Annotated in this window: 13 protein-coding genes and 1 tRNA gene; 3 read left to right on the forward strand and 11 right to left on the reverse strand. The window is 68.9% G+C overall.

The genetic code is table 11. The features are described from left to right. Positions 1-4 precede the first annotated feature (4 nt). From AL072_RS00065 to AL072_RS00115, 10 genes are all read right to left on the reverse strand, one after another. Entirely contained in the window at positions 5-2554 is a 2550-nt protein-coding gene (locus AL072_RS00065) for an HWE histidine kinase domain-containing protein (RefSeq protein ID WP_045582026.1), read from the reverse strand. A gap of 399 nt (positions 2555-2953) precedes the next feature. Beyond that, complete coding sequence (recN, locus tag AL072_RS00070) at positions 2954-4642, reverse strand: DNA repair protein RecN (RefSeq protein WP_045582025.1); 1689 nt, start codon at positions 4640-4642, stop codon at positions 2954-2956. A gap of 8 nt (positions 4643-4650) precedes the next feature. Continuing rightward, positions 4651-5466 (reverse strand): outer membrane protein assembly factor BamD, encoded by an 816-nt coding sequence (locus tag AL072_RS00075; protein ID WP_045582024.1) that lies wholly within the window; start codon positions 5464-5466, stop codon positions 4651-4653. A gap of 255 nt (positions 5467-5721) precedes the next feature. Continuing rightward, entirely contained in the window at positions 5722-6729 is a 1008-nt protein-coding gene (dusA, locus tag AL072_RS00080) for a tRNA dihydrouridine(20/20a) synthase DusA (RefSeq protein ID WP_045582023.1), read from the reverse strand. 102 nt (positions 6730-6831) lie between these two features. Next, a tRNA-Glu gene (locus AL072_RS00085) sits at positions 6832-6907 on the reverse strand. Between the two features lie 119 nt (positions 6908-7026). Then, on the reverse strand, positions 7027-8823 hold the full coding sequence (gene recJ / locus AL072_RS00090; protein ID WP_045582022.1) for a single-stranded-DNA-specific exonuclease RecJ: 1797 nt from the start codon (positions 8821-8823) through the stop codon (positions 7027-7029). A gap of 235 nt (positions 8824-9058) precedes the next feature. Continuing rightward, positions 9059-11110 (reverse strand): molybdopterin oxidoreductase family protein, encoded by a 2052-nt coding sequence (locus AL072_RS00095; RefSeq protein WP_045582021.1) that lies wholly within the window; start codon positions 11108-11110, stop codon positions 9059-9061. Positions 11111-11281: 171 nt separating this feature from the next. Next, positions 11282-12580, reverse strand: a complete 1299-nt coding sequence (locus tag AL072_RS00100) for a TRAP transporter large permease (protein ID WP_045582020.1) — start codon at positions 12578-12580, stop codon at positions 11282-11284. After that, complete coding sequence (locus AL072_RS00105; RefSeq protein ID WP_200909762.1) at positions 12577-13146, reverse strand: TRAP transporter small permease; 570 nt, start codon at positions 13144-13146, stop codon at positions 12577-12579. Before AL072_RS00105 ends, AL072_RS00100 begins: the two co-directional genes overlap by 4 nt. Before the next feature lie 246 nt (positions 13147-13392). Then, a complete protein-coding gene (locus AL072_RS00115) occupies positions 13393-14415 on the reverse strand; it encodes a TRAP transporter substrate-binding protein (RefSeq protein ID WP_045582018.1) in 1023 nt (340 codons plus the stop codon). A gap of 187 nt (positions 14416-14602) precedes the next feature. Here AL072_RS00115 and AL072_RS00120 point away from each other — a divergent pair, with 187 nt between their 5' ends. The 3 genes from AL072_RS00120 (at position 14603) to AL072_RS00130 (ending at position 19155) form a co-directional block, all read left to right on the forward strand. Further along, entirely contained in the window at positions 14603-16741 is a 2139-nt protein-coding gene (locus tag AL072_RS00120; protein ID WP_045582017.1) for a sensor histidine kinase, read from the forward strand. Next, positions 16738-17334: a response regulator transcription factor gene (locus AL072_RS00125; RefSeq protein ID WP_045582016.1), complete on the forward strand. Its 597-nt coding sequence runs from the start codon at positions 16738-16740 to the stop codon at positions 17332-17334. The genes AL072_RS00120 and AL072_RS00125 overlap by 4 nt, the downstream gene beginning before the upstream one ends. Positions 17335-17436: 102 nt before the next feature. Next, positions 17437-19155 carry a sensor histidine kinase gene (locus AL072_RS00130; protein ID WP_045582015.1) on the forward strand — a complete coding sequence of 573 codons (1719 nt, stop codon included), beginning with the start codon at positions 17437-17439 and terminating at the stop codon, positions 19153-19155. A 52-nt stretch (positions 19156-19207) separates the two neighbouring features. Here the strand turns inward: AL072_RS00130 and AL072_RS00135 are convergent, their stop codons facing one another. Next, positions 19208-20482: a pentapeptide repeat-containing protein gene (locus AL072_RS00135; RefSeq protein ID WP_045582014.1), complete on the reverse strand. Its 1275-nt coding sequence runs from the start codon at positions 20480-20482 to the stop codon at positions 19208-19210. Positions 20483-20785 lie beyond the last annotated feature (303 nt).

Below are 20785 nucleotides of genomic sequence, written 5' to 3' on the forward strand. Positions count from 1 at the left end.
ATCCCTACCCCATCACCGACGCCAGCACCTGCACGACCTGTTCGGATCCATAGGGCTTCTTCAGCACCGGCACCGCGGTAAAGCGTTCCGGCATGGTGGCAGACTCGCCGTAGCCGGTGGCGAAGATGAACGGGATGCCGAGTTCCCGCAGCCGGTCGGCGACGGCAACGGACGTCTCGTTGCCCAGATTGACGTCCAGCACGCCGACCACCGGCGGATCGTCGTCGATCAGCGACAGGGCATGGCGGACGCCGGCAGCGGTGTTGACGCGGCTGGCACCGAAACTCATCAGCACGTCTTCCGTCGCCATGGCGATGATCATGTTGTCTTCCAGCAACAGCACCGGCCCGCCGATGGAAAAATCCACCGACGGAACGGGCTGGTCGACCCGTCCGGCCGATGGCACGGCCGAGGCAACGGTGACGTAGACCGCCGGGATCATGAAACGCGCCCGCAGACCCGACAGGACGTAGGTCACCTCCGCCTGCCCCCCGATGTCGTGGGGGAGGGAGCGTTCGATCACCGTCGTGCCGAAGCCGGTGCGCGACGGCGCCCGGACCGGCGGGCCGCCATTTTCCTGCCAGTCGATATGCAGACGCCCGCCCTCGTCGATCGACCAGTGCGCTTCGACCCAGCCGCCGCCGTCGCTGAGCGCACCGTACTTGGCCGAGTTGGTCGTCAGTTCATGCACCACCAGCGCGAAGACGGAGAAAGCCTGCGGTGCGAGAAGCACCTCCGGCCCGGACAACCGGACCCGCTCGGCCTTGGCGGACAGGTAGGCGCCGGTCTCCGCCACGATCAGGGCACGCAACGAGGCCGGCCCCCAATTGTCGGCGGTGATCTGGTCGTGGGCACGAGCCAGCGCCTCGATCCGACCGGCAACGATGGCGGCGAACTGCTGCACCGTCTCGGCCCCGCTTTCGCTCTGGCGCACCAGCGCACGGACGAGGCTGAGGATGTTGCGGACCCGGTGGTTCAGTTCGGCGATCAGCAGTTCCTGCCGCTCGCTGGCCTGGCGGCGGGCACGGCCGGCGACGTCGGCCAGCCGCAGCACCACCTCCAGCAGCGTCACCCGCAACGATTCAGCTGTGCGCAGGTCAACGTCGCTCCAGGGCCGGGACCGGCCGATCACCGTCTCCTTCCAGGCATCGAAGCTCTTGCGCGGGGTCAGGCGCGGGCCGTTGGGACCATACTGCGCCGGCTTCGACGGGTCGCCGCCCCAGGTGACGGTGCGTACCAGTTCCTTGCGGAAGAAGACCAGATAATCGCGCGGCGTGCGCGACACCGGGATCGCCAGCAGGCCGCAGGCGCGTTCGGTGAAGTCGCGGGCCGGCAGATGGACAGCGCCCAGATGGTCACTGGCATAGACCATGCTGGGCGGCGCCCGGTGCAGGAAGCGCATGACGCCCAGCGTCTCCTCACGCGTCGGCGTCTCACCCTCCAGATGCAGTTCGCCGTCGATGCAACAGGCGAAGCCGTCGCATTGGATCAGCCCCCTCAGTTCCCCGGCGAAGGTGATCAGGCTTTCCAGCGGCGATTCGCTGTCGGCAAGCATCGACATGATGCGGACATGGGCGCGGCGGGCCTGTGCCTCGTGCTGGCTTTCCTGCTCGCGCTCCCGCCCTTCCAGCAGCAGCGAAACCATCTGGCCGAACAGCTCGGCCGTCGTGCGCCGCTCGAAGGACAGCGAACGGGCGCGGCGATGGTGGCAGGCGAACAGGCCCCACAGCTTGCCATGGCGCAGGATCGAGACCGACAGGGAGGCGCCGACTCCCATGTTGCGGAGATATTCGACATGGACCAGCGACACGCTGCGCAGCAGGCTGAGCGTCAGGTCGAGCGGCTGGCCGGTCGGATCGAAGGCCGGCACCACCGGCACCGGCTGGGCGTTGACGTCGGCGATGCAGCGCAGCCAGTTGCGCTCGTACAGGCGCCGGGCCTGCTGGGGAATGTCGGAGGCGGGATAGCGCTGGCCGAGGAAGCTGCCGATGCCATGCACCGCCGATTCCGCGATCACCTCGCCCGACCCGTCTTCGGCGAAACGGTAGACCATCACCCGGTCGAAGCCGGTCAGCGCCCGCATCTGCCGGGCCGTCTCACGGCAGAAAGCGTCGAAACCGCGGGTGTTCTGAACCCGCGCGATCATCGAGCGCAGCAGCGACCCGGAATCCTGCGGCCCCTCGCCCTCGCTCGGTTCCGCCTCGATCACGATGACGGAACCGGATAGATGGACGGCGACGTCGCAGACCGGGACCGTATCCGTCAGCCGGACGCCGAAGGCCCGTTCGACGCTGCCGTTGATATGGGCGACCTGGAGCCGGCCCCGGATGGTATGCAGCGCCTCCCCACCGATTACGCGGGCCAAGGGCGTGCCGAGCAGATCCTCGGGCTCCACTCCCAGCCAGCTGGCGATGTTGGCGGAGACATGCAGGACGATCCAATCGGCCGAAACGGCGATCAGAAATCCCGTCGGTTGGATCAGGCCCAGTTGATGGATGGGCTCGCGGTCGCAATCGGTGAGGTCGACGGACCCCTTGGGTACCGAACCGCTCATCGAACAAAGACTTCGGACAAACGCGACCTCAAGCGGAAGCTGGACCGTGTCCCTTGCCAGGACATGCCAAAGGGAACCCATGACAATCTAGGCAAGGCGATCCAGCACCGCAACGGTGCCAAACAGACTATTCCTATGATCCAATCAAGACCCGCCAACTTAACATAGGATAAGATTTTTGCCTTCCGTCCGATCACTTGTATCGATGGGGGCGATTCCGAACGGGATGTGCGTGGATTTTCGGCAGGCTTGCCACAACCGCCAAGCGGTGCCCAAGAGATCGCTCCACGGAGGCGTGATGGCGCCTTCCGGTTGGCGGACCGGTTCGGAAACCGAATTTTCCCGAGTCATTGCCCCTGCCCTGCACGCGAAGCGGGATGCCAGCACGCAGGTTGACGGTCAGCCGCGGCCGGCGATCAGGCTGTCGGCAGCGGCGCGGGCTTCCGCCGTGACGGTGGCGCCGGACAGCATGCGGGCGATCTCCTCGCGCCGCTCGTCGCCGTCCAGTTCAGTGACGCCGGTGGTGACCTGCTCACCCGTCTGCGACTTCTGCACCTTCAGATGCACGGCACCGCGCGCCGCGACCTGCGGGCTGTGGGTGACGACCAGCACCTGCAGGCCGTGGCCAAGCGTCTCCAGACGCTCGCCCACCGCAGCGGCGACGGCACCGCCGATGCCGGTGTCGACCTCGTCGAACACCAGCGTGCCGACGGTGGAGGTCTGGGCCAGCACCACCTTCAGGGCCAGCATGAAGCGGGCCAGCTCGCCGCCGGACGCGATCTTGTTCAAGGCGCCGGCCGGCGAGCCGGGATTGGTCGCCACCTGGAAGGCGACTCGGTCGACGCCAGCCGCGCTCCACTCCGATTCGTCGAGCGGTTCGACCAGGGTACGGAACTTGGCCTTTTCCATCTTCAGCGGCGCGAGTTCGGCCGCCACCGAGATGTCGAGCCGGCCGGCGGCCTCGCGGCGGGATGTCCCCAGCGCCTCGGCGGCCTTGTGGAAGGCGGCGCGGGCCAGTTCGGCCTCCTTCGCCAGCTTCGCCAGCAGGTCGCCCTGATCCTCGATCAGCAGCAGGCGGCCGGCCATCTCGTCGCGAAGACGCGCCAGCGCATCGACGGCCACGCCATGCTTGCGGGCGGCGGCACGCAGGGCGAACAGGCGCTCCTCCAGCTTTTCCAGGGCGCGCGGGTCCATGTCGACGCCGCTGGATGCCGACTGCAGGGCGGCGATCGCCTCCCCCGCCTCGGTCGCGGCACGGTCGAGCGCGGCGATCACCGGATCCAGCGTGCCGCCGGCCTTGTCGGCGATGCGGCTCAGCGTGCGGATGGCCGAGGACAGCGCGCGTTCGACGCCACGGTCGCCCGACAGTTCGGCATAGGCGGCGTTCATGCCGTCGACCAGCTTTTCCCGGTGCATCAGCACCGCGCGGGTCTCCGACAGTTCCTCCTCCTCGCCGGCCTTGGGGGCTAGCGCATCCAGCTCGGCCACCGCATGGCGGAGATATTCCTCCTCCGAGCGGGCGCGGGCGATGTCGGCGGCGGCGGAGTGGCGCGCATCCTCGACCTGCCGCCAGGCCCGGTGGGCGGCGGCGACCTGCGCCGCCCGGGCCGCCAGCCCGGCATAGGCGTCGAGCACGCCGCGGTGGGTCTGCGGGTTCAGCAGGCCATGGGTGTCGAACTGGCCATGCACCTCGACCAGTTCGGCGCCCAGCGTCTTCAGCAGGCCGACGCCGACCGGCTGGTCGTTGACCCAGGCGCGGCTGCGGCCGTCGGTGTTGACGGTGCGGCGGATCACCAGCGTCCCGTCACCCGAGCCGCCCCCGCTGTCGGAGGCCAGCCCCTGTTCCTTCAGGATGGCGAAGGCCGGATGGTCGCCGGACAGCTCGAATTCCGCGGTGACCGAGGCCTGATCGGCGCCGTGGCGCACCAGCCCGGAATCGGCGCGGGCACCGAGCGCCAGCCCGAGCGCATCCAGCAGGATCGACTTGCCGGCACCGGTCTCGCCGGTCAGGGCACACAGGCCCTTGCGGAAGGACAGGCTGAGCCGCTCGATCAGGACGACGTCCCGGATCGTCAGCGACACCAGCATGGAACGGCCTAGAACAGGGAGTTCCAGGCTTTGCTGATCCACGACTTCTCGTTTCGCTCGGGACGCAGGTTGGCGTCCACCAGCAGTGCGTAGCTGTCCGTGTACCATTCGCTGCCGGGGAAGTTGTGGCCGAGCACTGCCGCGGCGGCCTTCGCCTCGTCGGCCACGCCCAGCGCCAGATAGCACTCCACCAGGCGGTGAAGCGCCTCCGCCACATGGGACGTGGTCTGGTAATTTTCAACGACGACGCGGAAGCGGTTGATCGCGGCGGTATATTGTTTCTGACGCAGGTAGAAGCGCCCGACCTCCATCTCCTTGCCGGCAAGGTGATCGTTGGTCAGGTCGATCTTCAGCTTCGCGTCGCGGGCATACTGGCTTTCGGGGAAGCGGCGAACCACCTCCGACAGCGCGTCGAGCGCCTGCCGGGTCATCCGCTGGTCGCGGCGCACGTCGGTGATCTGCTCGTAATAGCACAGCGCCCGCATGTAGTAGGCGTAGTCGACATCCGGGCTGCCCGGATGAAGCTGGATGAAGCGGTCGAGCGCCAGGATGGCGTCGTCATACTTCAGATCCTGATAGTGGGCATAGGCGGCGAGCAGCTGTGCCTTGCTGGCCGACTCCGAATAGGGGTGCTGGCGCTCCACCTCGTCGTAGAGCTTGGCCGCCCTCTTGAAGGCCTCCTCGCGCATTGCCGCGTCGGCTTCCGACAGAAGCTGGTCGGCCGGGCGTTCGACATACGCGTCCTCCTTGGTGGAGGAGCAGGCGGACAGGGCGGCGGACAGGAGGATGGCCGTCAGCGGCAGGCGGTACGGGCGAGGAAGCATCGTCGTCTTGGGCGCTTTCGAAGTTGCCCCTGTATAGCACGCCGGGGTGAGGGCGCGGCAAGCGGTAACGCGGGGGTGGGCGAGAAGCCTCCGGGACGACCCGATCCACCACATCGCGAACGCCTCCCAGAGGACCGCGCCTTCTCATCAGGACGGCCAAGGGAGACGGTCTAATGGACAGGGATGGAACGTTTGAAACGCCGTGAAACAGTTTTCCGGCCCCTGTTCACTGTTCCATCCGGGCGCAAGCCCGCGTCAAGCGGCCTCCTCCACCGCCTCGCCAGCGCCGCGGCGGCGCACCAGGGAGGCCGCCCGTTCCAGCACCTCCGGGCCGGCGCCCGGGCGGTGGGCATTCTCGGCGATGTGGCGGCGGTAGGCGCGGACACCGGGCAATCCCTGGAACAGGCCCAGCATGTGTCGGGTGATGGACGACAGCGGCGTGCCCAGCGCCATGCGCGCCTCGATGTAGGACAGCATGGCGCCGATCACCGCATGGCGGTCAGGACCGGCCTCCCCGCCCATCAGGCGGCGGTCGGCATCGGCCAGGATATAGGGCGTCTCGTAGGCGGCGCGGCCGATCATCACGCTGTCGAGCGTGGCCAGATGCTCCGCCGCCTCGTCCAGCGTCCGGATGCCGCCATTGACGGCGATGCTCAGGTGCGGGTGCTCGGCCTTCAGCCGGTGGACAAGGTCGTAGCGCAGCGGCGGAATGTCGCGGTTCTCCTTGGGGCTGAGCCCCTTCAGCCACGCCTTGCGCGCATGCACGATGAAATGGGTACAGCCGGCGGCCGAGACGGTGCGGATGAAATGGTCGAGCGTCGGCCACTCCTCCATCTCGTCGATGGCAATGCGCGACTTGACGGTGACGGGGATCGACACCGCCTCCCGCATCGCGCCGACCAGCCGCGCCACCAGATCGGGCTCCGCCATCAGGCAGGCGCCGAACCGGCCGGACTGCACCCGGTCGCTGGGACAGCCGACATTGAGGTTCACCTCGCCGTATCCCCACTCCTCGGCGATGCGGGCGCAGGCGGCGAGGTCGGCCGGGTCGGAGCCGCCGAGCTGGAGCGCCACTGGATGTTCCGTCGCATCGAATCCCAGCAGCCGCTCGCGGTCGCCATGCAGCACGGCGCCGGTGGTCACCATCTCGGTGTAGAGCAGCGTCGAGCGCGACAGCAGACGGTGGAAATACCGGCAGTGCCGGTCTGTCCAATCCATCATCGGGGCGACGCTGAGGGGGATGGCGGGATCGGAGGCGTTCATGACGGTCAGCTCCGCTGCGGCCGGAGAGAGCAAACTGGTCGAAATGCAAAAGGCCCGGCTTTGCAGCCGGGCCTCTGAGCTTGTCGCGCACCTTGGAGAAGGTGGCGTCCCCGACGGGAGTCGAACCCGTGTCGCCGCCGTGAAAGGGCGGTGTCCTAGGCCTCTAGACGACGGGGACGTCGTTCGCGGTGACGCGCTTTCTAAAGATCGGAGCCGGGGAGCGCAAGCGCTTTTTTGCATGCCCCGATATTTTTCGCCGACGTCCGGCCCAAGCCCTTGGGAATCCTCGGCAAAACCCTAGGCCGACCGCGCCGGGGCGGCATCGTCGATCAGCAACTGCACGCCTTCCGCGCCGTTCCAGCGGTCGATGCGCAGCACGCCGGCCAGGTGGAAGGGCGCGCCGCGGCCGTTCAACAGGGCCTGGCCCATGTCGTTGTCCAGCGCGCGGAAGGCGATGGCCTTCAGCCGGGCGCCGTCGTTGCCCTGGAGGATGCAGCGCACATGGTTGGCGCCCACCACGTCGGCCCGCACCACCCGGGCGTCGGCGATGGCGAAGCGCGGTTCGGAATTGCCGGTGCCGTAGGGGCCGAGCTTGTCCAGCATCGTCACCAGCCCGACGCTGGCCCCGCCGACCGACAGCGCACCGTCCAGTTCCAGCGTCGGTACCAGCGGCACGGCGGCGACCTGTTCGGAGATGCGGCCGTGCAGGAAGTCGCGCAGCGCGTCGAGCTTGTCGCCGGCAACGGTGAAGCCGGCCGCCATGCGGTGGCCGCCGCCGGCCAGCAGCAGCCCCTCCTGCCGGGCGGCGATCACCGCGGCCCCCAGGTCGACACCACGGACGGAGCGGCCCGACGCCTTGCCGATGACACTGCCGTCGGCCGCCTGCTCCAGCGCCACCACGCAGGCCGGGCGGCTGTAGCGCTCCTTCAGGCGGGCGGCGACAATGCCGATGACGCCGGGGTGCCAGCCCTCGCCGGCGACGAAGACCAGATCTGTGTCGCGCCCCGCCTGGGCGGCGACGCGCTCCAGCGCCTCGTCCAGCACCACCTGCTCGACGGTGCGGCGCTCGGCATTGTGGGCCTCCAGCCGCTGGGCAAGCTCCATCGCCTCGATGGGGTCGTCGGTCGACAGCAGGCGGGCGCCGAGGTCGGACGCGCCGACCCGGCCGCCGGCATTCACGCGAGGGCCGAGAACATAGCCGGCATGGTAGGCGTCGGGCTTCTCCTTCACCCCCGCCACGTCGGACAGGGCGGCAAGGCCGGGGTTGGCGCGACGCGCCATCACCTTCAGCCCCTGCGCCACCAACGCGCGGTTCAGCCCGGTCAGCGGCACCACGTCGCACACCGTGCCGAGCGCCACGAGGTCGAGCCACTCCATCAGGTTCGGCTCGGCCCGGTCGCGGTAGAAGCCGGACCGGCGCAGGGTGCGGTTGACGGCGACGATGGTGAGGAAGGTGACCCCGGCGGCGCAGAGCGTGCGGTAGGCACCGTCCTCGTCCAGCCGGTTGGGGTTGACCAGCGCCACGGCCGGCGGCAGGCGCGGCTCGGCGGCATGGTGGTCGAGCACCACCACCTCCAGCCCGGCATCGGCCGCCGCCTCCAGCGCCGCAAAGGCGGAGACGCCGCAATCGACCGTCACCACCAGCCGCACCCCCTCCCCCTTCAGCCGCAGCAGCGCCGCGGCATTGGGGCCGTAGCCCTCCTTGATGCGGTCGGGCACATAGACGCGGATGTCGGTGCCGAGCGCGCGGAAGAAGCGGCGCAGCAGCGCGGCGGAGGTGGCGCCGTCGACGTCGTAGTCACCGAACACCGCGACCGCCTCGCCGTCGCGGATCGCCCGCGCGATGCGCTCGGCCGCCGGATCCATGTCGCGGAAGCGCGAGGGGTCTGGCAGCAGCGCCTTCAGCGTCGGGTTGAGGAAGGTCTCGCAGCTCTCCTCGGTGACGCCGCGAGCGGCCAGCACCCGGCCGACGATCTCCGGCAGTCCGCGGCCCTGGGTCAGCGCCTGGGCCTGCCGCTCGTCGCAGGGCCGCGCCTGCCAGCGCTTGCCGGACAGGGAGTTGGCGACGTTGAGGAAGGCGGCGGGCTCGGTCATGGCGGTGCTGCGCGATTTCTGATTGGGGGCACAGCCATAGCAGAGATGGGCGCACGCTGCACGGCGGGCGTTGGCAGGGGTGGGATGTGGGGGTGGGGAATTGCCGGCTGACGGTGCCCCCACCTAACCTCCCCCGCTGGGCGGGGGAGGGACTGCCGTCGCTTTTCCAAACAAGCACTTGCCCCCTCCCCCGCCCAGCGGGGGAGGGTTGGGGTGGGGGGCTGACGTTGCGAAACTAAGCCGCCCGCATCCACACCGCGGTATCATGGAACGCCGCGCCGCCGGCCGGCGGCACCGGCTCCGGCGAGGTCAGGCTGTTGATGCCCATGCCCTCGACGAAGGCGCTGTTGGGCCAGATGCCCTCGACGATCACCACGCCGCGCGGCACACCGGCGAAGGGCTTCGCATGGACCACCACGCTGCCCTGCGGGTTGCCGAGGCGGACCGGCGCACCGTCGGCCAGATCCAGCTCCGCCGCGTCGTCGGGATGGAGCAGCGCGGTCGGCCGGCCCTCGCGCCGCTGGGCGGTCAGGGTCTCGGTGAAGGAGGTGTTGAGGAACTGGCGGGCCGGGGCGGTGACGAGGCGGAACGGGTGGTCCGCATCGGCATCGCGGCCGGGGGCCATGTGGTCCGGCATCTCCGGCATGCCGCCATAGGGACCGAGCGCCGCCCAGTCGGGGGCGAAGCGGAACTTGCCGCCGGGGTGGGCGAAACCGTTGAGGAAATGCGAGGTCTCGAAATCGGGCTGGGCGTCGATCCAGCGCTGTTCCGTCAGCGCCGCCGCATCGCCGAGATTCGACGCCTTCAGCATGGCGTCGACGATCTCCAGCGCGGTCATGCCGAAGCCCGGATGCTCGGCGCCGACGCGCCGCGCGATCTCGGAGATCACCCAGTGATTCTCGCGCGCCTCGAACTGCGGCTCGATCACCTTGCGGCCGATCAGGATGTGCATCTGGCCGCCGCCGCGGTAGATGTCGTCATGCTCCAGGAAGGTGGTGGCAGGGATCACCAGATCGGCCAGCTTCGCCGTGTCGGTCATGAACTGCTCATGCACGGCGACGAACAGATCCTCGCGCAGGAAGCCCTGGCGGACTCGGGTGGAATCCGGGCAGATCGTCACCGGGTTGGTGTTCTGGATCAGCATCGCCGTCACCGGCGGGCCGCCGGTCAGGTCGCGCGGGTCGCCGGTCAGCACCGCGCCGATGCGCGACTGGTCGAAGCTGCGCACCGACGTGTCGAGGCGGTCGAGCCCCTCCGACAGGGTCTTGTCGAGCTTGTAGATGCCCGACGAGCAGTAGAGCGCCCCGCCCCCCTTGTGCTGCCACGCGCCGGTGACCACCGGCAGGCAGGACACGGCATGGACCTGGGCCGCGCCGTTGTGGGCGCGCGACAGACCGTAGCCGACGCGCAGGTAGGACCGTTCGGTTGTGCCGTAGAGGCGGGCGAATTCCTCGATCTCCGCGACGGTCAGGCCGGTGATGCCTGCCGCCCATTCGGGCGTGCGGGTCGCGAGATGCGCCTCCAGCGCCGCGGTGTCGCCGGCCATGCGGGCGAGATAGGCGCGGTCGGCATGGCCGTCGCGGAACAGCACATGCATCACCGCGCAGGCCAGCGCCCCGTCGGTGCCCGGCCGCAGCATCAGGTGCAGGTCCGACACCTCGGCGGTGCCGGTGCGGTAGGGGTCGATGGTGACCAGCTTGGCCCCGCGGCCTTTGCGCGCCCGGCTGACATGGGTCATCACGTTGACCTGCGTCGCCACCGGGTTGCCGCCCCAGTTGACGATGAGGTCGCTGTCCGCCATCTCGCGCGGGTCGGCGCCGCGGATGTCGCCATAGCCGGCAAGCCAGCCCATGTTGGCCGGCGTGTCGCAGACCGTGCTGGTCTGGCGCGAATAGCCCTTGGCATGGCGCAGCCGCTGGATGGCGCCGCGTTGCACCAGCCCCATGGTCCCGGCGTAGAAATAGGGCCAGACCGCTTCGGCGCCGTGGGTGCGCTCGGCAGCCAGGAAGTTGTCGGCGATGCGGTCCAGCGCCTCGTCCCAGCCGATCTCCGCCCACTGGCCGGATCCCTTGGGGCCGGTGCGCAGCAGCGGCGTCTTCAGCCGGTCGGGGGAATGCACCCGCTCGGCATAGCGGCTGACCTTCGCGCAGATGACGCCGGCGGTGTAGCTGTTCTCCGCCGCCCCGCGCACCTTGCCGATGCGATCGGGGGCGAGGCGCTCCACCTCCAGGGCGCAGGTGCTGGGGCAGTCGTGCGGACAGGCGGTGGGCTGGAACTGGGCCGGCAAGGCTAACCTCTGGTCTGGCTGGCGGCGGGAAGGCCGAAGTGTAGGCCGTGCCGCGCATCGGCTTCAATCCACAAGAATGCGGTGCCGGACATGCAAAAGGCCGCGGCGTCCCGGTATCCGGACGCCGCGGCCCCAGTCGCCGACGGAAAAACCCCTTCCTGACTTACGGCTTTACATGAAGCCGAGCAGACGCGGGAACCACAGGGTGATCGCCGGCACATAGGTGACGAGGCCGAGGAAGATCAGCATCGTCAGCAGCCACGGCCACACCGCGACCGTCAGTTCGGTGATACCCATCTTGGTGATGCCCGATGCCACATACAGGTTGAGGCCCACCGGCGGGTGGCACATGCCGACTTCCATGTTCACGATGATCAGGATGCCGAAATGCACCGGGTCGATGCCCAGCTTCATGGCGACCGGGAACAGGATCGGCGCCATGATCAGGACGATGGACGACGGCTCCATGAAGTTGCCGGCGGCCAGCAGGATGATGTTCACCACCAGCAGGAAGACCCAGACGCCCATGTTCTGGTCGAGGATCCAGGCCGCCATGTTCTGCGGGATCTGTTCCGACGTCATCAGGAACGAGAACAGCACGGCGTTGGTGATGATGTAGAGCAGCATCGCCGACATGCTGGCGCTGTCCAGCAGCACCTTGGGCACCCGGCTGAGCGGCATGTCCTTGTAGACGAAGACGGCGACGACGAAGGCGTAGACCGCGGCCATCGCCGCCGCCTCGGTCGGGGTGAAGATGCCGCTGTAGATGCCGCCCATCACCACGACGATCAGCAGCAGGCCCCAGAAGCTCTCGCGCAGGGCATGCAGGCGCTGGGCGAAGCTGGCCTTGGGCAGGCGCGGATAGCCGAAGCGGCGCGCCCGGTTCCAGGTGGTGAAGCCCAGGAACAGGGCCAGCATCAGCCCCGGCACCACGCCGGCGATGAACATCTGGCCGATGGAGGGCGCCTGCGGATGGCCGGTGGTGGCGACGCAGTACATCACCATCACGATCGACGGCGGGATCAGGATGCCCAGCGCGCCCGAGGTGGTGACGATGCCGGCGCCGAAATGCTTCGGGAAGCCCTGGGCCACCATCGCCGGCAGGATGATCGAGCCGATGGCGACCACCGTCGCCGGGCTGGAACCCGACACCGCCGCGAACAGGGCGCAGGCCATGACGCCGGCAAGGCCGAGGCCGCCGTGCCAGTGGCCGACCATCGCGGTGGCGAAGTTGATCATGCGGCGGGCGACGCCGCCATGGGTCAGGAAGTTGCCGGCCAGGATGAAGAACGGGATTGCCATGATCTCGAACTTCTCGATGCCGGTGAACAGCTTCAGCGCCACCGCGTCGATCGGGACGGTGGTCATGAAGAACAGGAAGGACAGGACGGTCAGGCCGAGCGAGATCGAGATCGGCATGCCGGTGAGCATGAGGGCCAGCAGAAGCCCGAAGATGATGGCGGCGTTCATGCCGGGCCTCCTTCCTTGGCGGCTTCGACCGGGTCGATGCCGTCGACATGGGCATGGTCGTGACGGGGAAGCTCACCGTTGCGGATGAAGCCCCAGGCGACCTGGAGGAAGCGGAAGCACATCAGGTAGGAGCCGAGCGGCACCGCCAGATAGATGATCCACATCGGCCATTCCAGGTCGGCCGACACCTGCTCGGTCTGCGAGATGTGGTAGACGAACCGGCTGCCCAGCGACCCGGCGATGAAGGTGAAGAACGCGCCGGCCCCCAGCCCGAACAGCACGAACTTGCCGTACAGCTTGGGCTCCATCCGGTTGATGACGACGTCGACGCCGACATGGATGCCGGTGCGCACGCCGTAGGCGGCGCCGAACTTGGCCATCCACACGAACATGTAGATGCACAGCTCCTGCGCCCAGGCGAGGTTCCAGTGCAGCACATAGTCCTGGATGACGGGAATGCCGGAGAGATAGCGGTGGACGACCGCCGCGAAGATGACGAGCGTCGCCCCCGCCATGAGCGACGCGATCAGCGTCTCCTCAAGGCGGTCGAGGATTTTCATGAACATGTCGGGGAAATCTCCCGGTCGGCGGAGATGGTCGGGTCCATCGGAGCGTCGCCGCCGCGCATGAGGCAAGCGGTGGAGACGTCCTGATCGTCATCCCCGCGACGGCGGGGATCCAGGCCTGCACACTCATGGTCCATGGTGGAAAGCATCCGGATCCCCGCCTTCGCGGGGATGACGGGCATGGTGCCGGCGGTGGGCCGGGCGGCGCCTTCCGGTCGGAAGACGCCGCCTCCTCACCTGCGGTCCTTACATCTTGAAGCCGGCGGCGGCGGCTTCCTTGTAGATCGCTTCGATCAGGTCCTTGCCGACGCGGGATTCGGCATCCTTGTGGACCGGCTTCAGCGCCTTCATCCAGGCCTCGCGCTCTTCCTTGGTCTGGGTGTGGAAGTCGGTCTTGCCGGACGCCTTCATCTGGGCCAGCGAGACGTCGTTCTCATGCTGGGCGATGTCGTTGGCGTAGTCGGTCGCCTCCTTCATCGCCCCTTCCAGGCTGGTGCGGACGTCGCCGGGCAGGCCGTCCCAGAACTTCTTGTTCACGATGACCGCATAGCCGAGATAGCCGTGCTCGGTCAGGGTGGCGTTCTTCTGCACCTCGTGCATCTTCTGGGTGTACATGTTGGACGGCGGGTTTTCCGTGCCGTCGACGACGCCGGTCTGCAGCGCCTGGTACACTTCCGAGAAGGCCATCACCTGCGGCAGGGCGCCGAGAGCGCGCATCTGGGCGTCAAGCACCTTGGACGACTGGATGCGCAACTTCAGGCCCTTCACGTCCTCCGGCTTGATGAGCGGCTTGTTCGCGCTCATGATCTTGAAGCCGTTGTCCCAATAGGCCAAGCCGATGATGCCCTTGCTTTCCAGCTTCTGGAACAGCTTCTTGCCGATCTCGCCCTTGGTGACGCGCTGCAGGACCTCCTTGTTCGGGAAGATGTAGGGAAGGTCGAAGACCTCGAATTCCTTGGCGCCGAGCGGGCCGAACTTGGCCAGCGACGGGGCCAGCATCTGCACGGCGCCCAGCTGCAGCGCCTCCAGCTCTTCCTTGTCCTTGTAGAGCTGGCTGTTCGGATAGACCTCGACCTTGACCCTGCCGGCGGTCAGCTTCTCGGCCAGTTCCTTGAACTTCTCGGCACCCTTGCCCTTCGGCGTCTCCGGCGCGACGACGTGGCTGAACTTGATGACGATCTGGTCCTGGGCCCAGGCCGTGGACAGGGCCAGCGGCGCCGACATCATGCAGCCGACCGCCGCGGCGCACAGGAGCTTGACGAGTTTCATAGGTGCGTCCCCCTCTGGTGTTGTTTATCGGTTGGGCGGAATGTTCCGCCCTGAACTTGTTCCGCATTGTTCATGATCGGACGGTTTGCGGCTATTGTGGATATCCGCAGAGTCGGCATATCCCACTTTCGCCCGATACAGCCATCGCTGCCGCCACCACTTTCGTTCCAGCCCCATTCCCGGCCCCATGCCCGACCTCACGACCGGCCCCGACCGCAAGACCCTGTCCGCCGCCCCGCCCGCCGCACGCACCGGGTGGGCGGTGCCGCACGCCATGCCGATCGTGGCGATGGTGCTGGTCGTCGTCCTGCTGGGCGCCTTCCTGTGGCTGCTGCAACGCAACGAGCGCGACGAGGAGTCGCTGGCCCTGATCAAGGACTCGCTGTGGGTGGAGCAGAACCTGCATTTCCAGCTCGCCTCCGACGAGGACAAGCTGGAACGGCTGGCGGAAGCGCTGGGCCGGACCGGGGTCGACCTGCGGCAGTTCGCCGCGATGGCCCGGCTGGTGGTCAACACCAACCCGGCCATCGAGCGGGTGCTGTGGCTGGACGCCCAGGGGCGGGCCGCGCTGTCCGAGCCGCCGCTGCCCGAGCCGCCGCTGCCCGGTTCCGGCGATCAGCCGGCGGACGGCGTCGCGGCGGACGGGACGTCCGGCGCGACGCCCGACGGGCTGACCCGCGCCGACGCGGTGCGCATCGCGCGCTTCTCCGGCCTGCGGGCCTATGGCGCCCCCTACCGGATCGACGCCACCGACCGCGGCTTCGATGTCGCCTTCCCGATCTTCCGCGACGGCGTCTTCGCCGGGGCGCTGGTCGGCGTCTTCTCGTTCGAAGCGATGCTGACCCACCATGTGCCGTGGTGGTTCGCCCAGCGTTATCAGCTGGAGGTGATCGACGCCACCGGCGCGGTGCTGGGGGCGAAATCGCGCATGGTGGTGCCGGGGACGGCGGCGGAGGCGGGGAACGGCCCGGCGCCCGATCCGTCGCGCAGCCACGTCATCCCCTTCGACCCGCCCGGCCACGGGCTGGCGCTGGTCGCCACAGCCTACCCCAGCGACTCGAACGTCACCCGCACCGTGCTGGTGGCGGCGATCTTCGCGCTTACCGGTTCGGCGCTGTGGAGCCTGTGGTCGCTGCGCCGCCACATCGCCGGCCGCCTGCGGGCGGAGGAGGCCCTGCGCGAGGAGCACGCCTTCCGCAAGGCGATGGAAGACAGCCTGACGGTCGGCATGCGCGCCCGCGACCTGGACGGGCGCATCACCTACGTCAACCCGGCCTTCTGCCGGATGGTCGGGCTGGAGGCCGACGCCCTGGTCGGACGCGGTCCGCCGATGCCCTATTGGCTGCCGGAGGAGATCGACCAGGCGGAGGCCGCCTTCCTGGACGTGCTGGCCGGCCGCGCCCCGGAAACCGGGCTGGAGCTACGCTTCCGGCGCGCCAACGGCGAACGGTTCGACGCGCTGATCTACGAGGCGCCGCTGATCGACGCCAACGGCCGGCAGACCGGCTGGATGGGCTCGGTCCTCGACATCACCGAGCGCAAGCATGCGGAGGAGTTGGCCCGCCAGCAGCAGGAACGGCTGCAGCAGACCTCGCGCCTGATCACCATGGGCGAGATGGCCTCCACCCTGGCGCACGAGCTGAACCAGCCCTTGTCGGCCATCGCCAGCTACTGCACCGGCAGCCTGAACCGGCTGCGTTCCGGCCGGTTCGACACCGACGAGGTGACGGCGGCGCTGGAGAAGCTGGCGGCGCAGGCCAAGCGCGCCGGGCTGGTGGTGCGCCGCATCCATGATTTCGTCCGCAAGCGCGACCCCAACGTCGTTCCCTGCTCGCTCGCCCGCGTGCTGGAGGATTGCGTCGGGCTGACCGGCGGCGACGCCGCCCGGCTGGGCGTGCGGGTCGAACTGGACGCTCCGGCCGACCTGCCGCCGGTCACCGGCGACCGCATCCTGTTGCAGCAGGTGGTGCTGAACCTGATGCGCAACGGCATCGAGGCGATGGCCCGCACCCCGCGCGCCCATCGTCGGCTGACCGTCACCGTCCGCGCCGGGGACGGCGTGCTGCTGACCGAGATCCGCGACCATGGCTGCGGCATCGCCCCCGACATCGCCGAGCGGCTGTTTTCCCCTTTCTTCACCACCAAGCGCGAGGGTATGGGAATGGGCCTGAACATCTGCCGGTCCATCGTCGAGCATCACCGCGGCCGGCTGTGGTTCGAGCCGGTGGCGGCGGACGCCGACGGAGCGGAGGGAATGCCGGAGGGCACCCGCTTCCTGTTCACCCTGCCTGTCCATATCCAGCACGCCGCGGAGGCCGCCGAATGACCACGCTCCACATCGTCGACGACGACGAGGCGATCCGCGACGCGCTGGGCTGGCTGTTCCAGTCGCGCAACGTGCCGGTGGCCGGCTGGCCGTCGGCCGAAGCCTTCCTGGAGGCGTGGCGCCCGGAGACCGCCGGCTGTCTGCTGCTGGACATCCGCATGGACGGGATGAGCGGGCTGGAGCTGTTCGACCGGCTGCTGTCCAGGGGCTGCCGCATGCCGGTGATCTTCCTGACCGGCCATGGCGAGGTCCCCATCGCGGTCAACGCCCTGAAGAAGGGTGCCCGCGATTTCGTCGAGAAGCCCTTCAACGACAACGAGCTGGTCGACCGGGTGATCGCCGCGCTGGCCTTCGACGCCGAACAGCGCGAGCGCGAGGCCGGACAGGCCGGGCTGGCGGCCCGGCTCGCCACCCTGACCCAGCGCGAACGGCAGGTGATGGAGCTGGTCGTCGCCGGCCGCCTGAACAAGGTGATCGCCGACGAACTCGGCATCAGCATGCGCACGGTGGAGGTCCACCGCAGCCATGTGTTCGAGAAGATGCGGGTGAAGACGGCGGTGGAGCTGACCCGGCTGCTGACCGGCGCCGCCTGACCGCGGAAAGACCGGGCCTAGGCCCGCGGCACCTGGAATCGGCGCCCCATACCGCCCTGGCCGGAACACTCCGGCACCCTCTCGCGGTTGGAGTATCAGAGGTTGCGTCTTACCTTCACCAGCTCCCTGCTTGCCGTCGGCTTGGCGGTGACCGCGCCCCTGCTGCTGTTCGGCGCCGTCCTGGTCTGGCAGCTCGTTGTCCGCGAGCAGGCCGAAACCGAGGACGAATTGCAATCGATCACCAGTTCGCTCTCGCTGGCGGTCGACCGCGAACTGGCCAGCCAGCTGCGCCCGCTGGAGCTGCTGGCTTCCCTGCTCCAGCCCAACGCCGGCGATCTGCGCCTGATGTATGAGGGAGCGACCGCCGCCTCCCACAGCCAGACCGGCTGGTTGGCGATGGGATTGATCGACGCCGACACCGGCCGCTTCGTCTTCCACACCCATTACCCCCTGGGCGTCCAGCCGCTGCCTCCGCCCCGGCTGGACGACGTCACCCGCCATGTGATCGAAAGCGCGCGCCCCGTGATCGGCGGCGTGCTGCCGCCGGGCGGCCCACCGGGGCGATCGTCCCTGATCCTCCGCGCTCCCATCATCCGCTACGACCCGGTCAGCCAGACCGAGCGGGTACGCTATGTGGTGTCGCTGGCACTGGGGCTCGAGGGCTTGGCCGGCGCGCTGCAAACCCGCAGGATTCCGCCGGAATGGACGGTGGCGGTCATCGATCCGACCATGCTGATCGCTGCCCGGTCCCACGACGCCTCCGCCTTTCTCGGCCATCGCATCACCCCCTCGCTGGAAGCTCATCTGACATCCATGACCGCCGGTCCTTTCATCGCCCGCACCAAGGACGGCGACTCCGTCTATGCCGTCTTCCACCGCTCGCCCGAAACGGGCTGGACGGTGGCTCTGGGCGTGCCGGTAGACCTTGTGGAAAAGCGGCTGAACACCCTGCGCCTGACGGTGGTCGGCGGTGCCGCCGGCGCCTGTGGCGCGACGCTGGTGTTGGCGCTGCTGGTGTCGCGCTCCTACCGCCGCCGCCAAAGCGCCGAGGAGGAGGTGCGGCGCGCCCGGGAGGCGGTTCTGATCGAGCAGCGCCGCCGGCTGGAATCGGAAAAGGAACATGCCGAAGCCGCCAACCGCGCCAAGGGCGAGTTCCTCGCCAACATGAGCCACGAGCTGCGCACGCCGCTGAACGCGATCATCGGCTTCGCCGAAGCGCTGATGTCCGGCATTTTCGGCGCCTCCCCACCCAAGCATGTCGAATACATCGCCGCGATCCACCAGTCCGGACGCCACCTTCTCGACCTCGTCAACGAGCTGCTGGACATGGCGAAGATCGAGGCCGGCCGGCTGGAGCTGTTCCCCACCCGCATGGCGGTGGCGGACCTGCTGAACGATTGCCTGGGGCTGGTGGAGGCGCTGGCACTGCGCAAGGGCGTGACGCTGACCGGCGGTGCCGTCGCGCCGTCCCTGCTGGTCTTGGCGGACGGGGTCCGCATGCGACAGGCGGTGCTGAACGTCCTGTCCAACGCCATCAAGTTCACGCCCGCCGGCGGCGCGGTGCGGGTGGATGCCGCCGCCGGGCCGGACGGCAAGGGGGCCGTCATCGTCGTTACCGATACCGGCGTCGGCATGACCGCGGACGAGATGGTGATCGCCATGGAGCCGTTCCGCCAGGTACACAATTATCTGACCAAGGCGGAGGCCGGAACCGGGCTGGGCCTGCCGCTCGCCCGCCGCTTCGTCGAGGCCCATGGCGGCAGCCTGAGCCTGGACAGCAGCCCGGGCGTCGGCACGACGGTGACGATCCGGCTGCCGTGAGGACGGGTGTTTCGCGACGGGTGCTTCGCAAGGCTGCCCGAGGGGGCGCCCGCTACCCCCGCCGCGGCGGGCGCCCGGGAAGCGTGGCGCGCTGCAGCTTGGCGCCGGCAAGGTCGGCACCATCCATGTCGGCACTGTCGAGATTGGCGTCGGACAGGTTGGCCTGCACCAGACAGGTCCCTACCAGCAGGCTGCCGCGCAGGTCGGCGCCCATCAGGTTGGCGGCCCAGGAGCGGCCGGTCGGCCGGCCCGACGGATCCTTGATCGCCGCCGGCCCCAGCCGCACCCGCGTCAGGTCGGCACCGGTCAGCACGGCATAGCTGAGATTGGCGCCCGACAGGTCGGCGCCCATCAGGTTGGCGCCCTCCAGGTTGGCGCCCGACAGGTCGGTCATCATCAGCCGCGCGCCGGTGAGCGCCGCCGCCGACAGGTTCGCCCCGCGCAGCGAGGCGGCGCTGAGGTTGACGTTGCGCAGGTCGGCCCGGCTGAGATCGGCACCGTCCAGGTCGGCGCGCTGGCCGCGCTGGCCGACGCTGTCGATCCAGCGCTCATGATCGAAGATGGCGCGCTGGATTTCCGATCCCATGCTGTCGATCGGCCGGGTCATCTGCGCGGTGGCGATGCGGGTCCCGGACAGGTCGCAATCGGCCATGCGGGTGCCGACCATGTCGGCATGGTCGAAACGGGTGCCGTCCAGCGCCGCCCCCGACAGGTTGGCACCGTTCAGCCGCGCCCCCGTCAGGTCCGCCCCGGTCAGCACCGCCCCCGACAGGTCGGCGTTCTGCAGCATCGCACCGGTCAGGTCGGCTTCGGACAGGTTGGCGCCGCGCAGCACCGCGCCGGTCAGGTCGGTCGGAATGCCGCCCTCCGCCGTCGTGCCGTTCTGCAGGCGGGCGAGCACCGTCTTGTGGATCTGGCGGGTGCCGTCGGCGTCCTGGGCGTCGGGGCCGCCGCCGCGCCGGGCGTTGCCGCCCGGCTCCAGCGTGCCGGCGCGCAGGTCGGCGCCCTTCAAGTTGGCGTTGGAGAAGTCCGCCGCACGCAGGCGGGCGCCGCGCAGATCGGTCTGCATCAGGTTGGCGCGGCTGATGTCGGCGTCGCGCAGGTCGACCCCGAACAGGTCGGCGCCGGCCAGGTTGGTGCCGTTCAGCCGCCCGCGGGCGAGCCGCGCGCCGACCAGCCGGGCGCCGCGCAGGTCGCGCTGCGACAGGTCCGCCCCCTCCAAGTCGGCCATGGCGAGGTTGGCCCGCACGCCGCCCGGCTGACCCTTGATCCAGCGGGCATGCCGGTCCAGCACCTCGGCCAGTTGATCGGGCCGAAAGAAGGACACGGTCGAAGCGGATGGGATTGAGGTTGTAGGCACGGGCAGGTTGACGCCGTGGAAATGGTTACATCGCACCAATCATGCGATTCATTCCTTACCGAAGGCTGAAGGAAACTCCTTTTGCGCAGCCTCTTTTGGAGAATGCGGTTCGGCATGGCCGGGCTATCGCTTTCGCACGACCGGCCGGAACGGCCACCCTTTGGTGTATGGGAAACAGGAGCTTGGCCGTCCAGGCGGCCGTGACCGCGCCTGCACACGCCCGCCGTTCCACCCTGCCCCGCCCGGACCGGCCCCGAGTCGCACCGGTTA

The sequence above is a fragment of the Azospirillum thiophilum genome, assembly GCF_001305595.1.
GTDB classification, from domain to species: Bacteria; Pseudomonadota; Alphaproteobacteria; order Azospirillales; family Azospirillaceae; genus Azospirillum; species Azospirillum thiophilum.